Below are 3360 nucleotides of genomic sequence, written 5' to 3' on the forward strand. Positions count from 1 at the left end.
CTTTACTTTTTCGGCTTGATCGGTAAGGGTTCTCAGTCCGTAGGCAATGTCATTGGTTACAAATTCTCCACCGATGGGAAGTGTAGATGTAGCAACAATCGTTCCTTCCTGGAAAATAGCAACATTTGTAGAGCCTGCACCAATATCCACCAGCACCGAGCCCATCACCTTCTCATCCTTCGAAAGTGACAATTGTCCGGCACCCAGAGGCAGCAGCACCAAATCTTTGATCCTCAAGCCGCCTTTCTCAACACAGCGCAACAGATTATGTATCGGCGTCTTGCCTCCCGTAACAATCGTAGCTTCTACTTCCAGACGAACTCCAATCATACCGCGAGGGTCTTGAATACCTTCAAGGCCATCCACGACATACTGCTTGGCTACCACGTCTATAATTTCTCTCTCTGGTGGTACTGCAATAACTTCAGCTGCCTTGAGCACACGCTCAATGTCCTCCTCACCGATTTCACGGTCCTCGTTGGACACGGCTACAACGCCATGACTATTTTGCAGGCCAATATGGTTACCTGAAATCCCCACATACACTTCTGTTATTTGAATACCAACCATGCGCTCTGCGTGATCCACGGCGTTACGGATTGATTGCACGGTTTGATCGATGTCTACAATTGCACCTTTGCGAATCCCTTCCGAGTCGGCAGATCCAACTCCAATAATATTAAAGGTTCCATTGTTCATTTCCCCAATAATAGCCCGAACTTTGGATGTACCGATGTCCAAACTAACAATGATGTCATTGTTGCTCAAGTCTGTGGCACCTCCTGACTCCAAAATGAATTTCGTTCTTTGAACACACTCTGTACATATTCAACATACTCCATGCTTTCCCTCTTTTTTCTACAAACTTTTTAGAAGCCAATTTATGGTTGCAGTCACATAAAAATTTGAAGAAAAAAGAAGGAGGCAAGTCTATTACCCATAAAATCAATTCTAGCATTTTTTCACATCACTGAGTAGTATCTTTTTCTTGGCCCTCTTCGCTCGTGTCCTGTTTGAACGGAACGTAGGAATCTGCCTCCAGCATGGTGATCAAACCGGGCTCTTCTGTTTCCAGCACCTGATTCAAATAGCTGATTTTAGAGCTCAACAGAGAAACCGTCGTAATGACCTCAAATTGAGAGCGTGTATACATTTTTATGCGGTCCGGAAAAGAAGGGATCGGCGCGGGAATGATTTCCGAAATGTCGGCTGTCCATTCCCCCGGAATCCGAGATAACGCATCACACAGCTTTGCTTTGTAGGGATCATCCGATTTCCATTTGGTCAAAATGGGCTTCTCAACCGCAATTCCGCTGCTGCCCACGCCTACGCTTGTCCCATTCGCAAGAATGGCCCGCAGGCTCCCATCACTCTGCAACTCGTAAGCAACCGTAGCATACTCTTTAATATGAACAGCAATAACTCCTGGAAACTGCTTGTCCACTGTTACTTGTTGAATCGACTGAATCTCTCGCAGCTTATTGGAAATACCCGAAGAACTGACTCCGAAATACTGATCGCCGATAGCCAGACCACTTCGATTTAGCAACTGTTCCCGAGTCGAAAATACATTACCGTCAAAACGGATTTCAGAAACCCGGCTTAACGAGGAACGGAAAAAGAGAACAGCAAGCAGTACGATAAACAACAAAATGAGCAGGGTGGCAATCTTCCGACTTGTTCTTTTCTTCATTCTCTTCTGTTTAAGAACAGGTATTTGAGCGTTTGGCATAGCTTCTCTCCACAAAAGCCTTTGGTCCCTCCGCTAACGGAGGGACATTACAGGCATTAATTTACGAAATCCAGTTGCTCCGGCACCGGAGACTGACGGCTCATTCGGGCACCCAGTCCTTGGAAAAGACGATCGATCCGGTCATACCCTCTGTCAATATGGTGTACCTGCTCGACAATGGTAAGTCCTTGAGCTGCCAGACCCGCTATAACCAGCGCAGCCCCTGCGCGTAGATCGGTAGCCTCTACCGTGGCCCCGTACAGACGGGGAACTCCCCGAATAAAGGCGGCATTCGCATCAACCGTAATATCGGCACCCATCACATTCAATTCATCTACATGTTTGAATCGGCTTTCGAAGACCGTCTCTTTCATCACACTGAAGCCATCTGCCAGAGAAAGCAGAACCATGACTTGAGACTGCAAGTCCGTCGGAAAAGACGGGTAAGGGGCGGTAACAATCCTCTCCACCGCTTTGGGGCGGCTCATGCAGCTTACGGTCATTATATCATTCAAGATGCCGATTTGAACACCAGCCCGCCTGAGGACGTGAATCAAAGCGGACAAATGTGAGGGATTACAGTGCGTCAACGACACACTTCCACGCGTGGCCGCAGCCGCAATCATAACGGTCCCAGCTACGATGCGGTCGGGAATAACCTCATACGTACAAGGATTCAAGGAGTTGACTCCTGTAATCGTAATCGTATCCGTCCCCGCTCCGATAACATGAGCCCCCATCGCATTCAGGAAGTTTTGAAGATCCTGAATTTCAGGTTCCCTCGCTGCATTGGTAATCGTCGTTCGTCCTTCGGCCAACGCAGCGGCCATCATAATATTTTCGGTGGCTCCCACGCTCGGGAAATCCAGATGGATATCCGTTCCAGTCAGCTTGCGGGCCCGAAACGTAATTTGTTCTTCTTTTTCCTCGATCTCCGCTCCAAGAGCCTTCAGGCCCTCCAGGTGAAGATCAATTTTGCGCTCGCCTATGGCACAGCCTCCCGGCTGGTAAATGGAAACTTCTCCATATCTGGCGAGCAGCGGTCCCATCAGAAAGATAGACGAGCGCATCTGCTTCATCAAATCTTCCGGAATCTGGAACGTTCGGACGGACGATGTATCCACGTGTACCGTTTCCTCTTCATGTCGGCATGTACAGCCAAGTCTCTCAAGGATGTGCAGCATGACCTTAATGTCTAATAGATGAGGCACATTCCGAATTTCTACCTTACCTTGTGCAAGCAAGCTTGCCGCAAGAATAGGCAGTGCCGCGTTTTTTGCCCCATGGATACGTATGGTGCCTGACAAGGGACGGCCTCCCTCAATCACCAATTTGTTCAATGTATCACCTCCGAGTTTACCGCTCACCCACTACGAAAACCTCCGGAACTAGCTTGATGCCGGTTTGAGATGATATTGTACTTTGAATATGCTTCATTAGGGTAAGCACGTCCTCTGCTGTCGCTTGACCGGTATTTACAATGAAATTGGCATGCTGTACGGAAACTTCAGCGCCTCCCGCCTTTAAGCCCTTGAGGCCTGCGTCCTCAATAAGTCGGGCCGCATAGTCTCCTGGCGGATTGCGAAACACGCTTCCCGCACAAGCCAGCTGTAACGGCTGAGTCAGCC

Annotated in this window: 3 protein-coding genes and 1 pseudogene; all 4 read right to left on the reverse strand. The window is 48.6% G+C overall.

The window, feature by feature from the left end; translation table 11 throughout:
- Positions 1 to 768, reverse strand: a 768-nt coding sequence (ftsA, locus tag L696_RS0108660; RefSeq protein ID WP_025683297.1) for a cell division protein FtsA, incomplete at its 3' end; no start/stop codon positions are given.
- Between the two features lie 199 nt (positions 769 to 967).
- A complete protein-coding gene (locus tag L696_RS0108665; RefSeq protein ID WP_025683298.1) occupies positions 968 to 1732 on the reverse strand; it encodes a cell division protein FtsQ/DivIB in 765 nt (254 codons plus the stop codon).
- Positions 1733 to 1788: 56 nt separating this feature from the next.
- Positions 1789 to 3099 (reverse strand): UDP-N-acetylglucosamine 1-carboxyvinyltransferase, encoded by a 1311-nt coding sequence (gene murA, locus L696_RS0108670; RefSeq protein ID WP_209440946.1) that lies wholly within the window; start codon positions 3097 to 3099, stop codon positions 1789 to 1791.
- Positions 3089 to 3360, reverse strand: a pseudogene (locus tag L696_RS0108675) (UDP-N-acetylmuramate dehydrogenase); the annotation flags it as partial. The pseudogene L696_RS0108675 and the gene murA, both read right to left, overlap by 11 nt.

Origin of the sequence: Paenibacillus maysiensis (genome assembly GCF_000520815.1) — a bacterium.
Taxonomy (GTDB): domain Bacteria; phylum Bacillota; class Bacilli; order Paenibacillales; family Paenibacillaceae; genus Paenibacillus; species Paenibacillus maysiensis.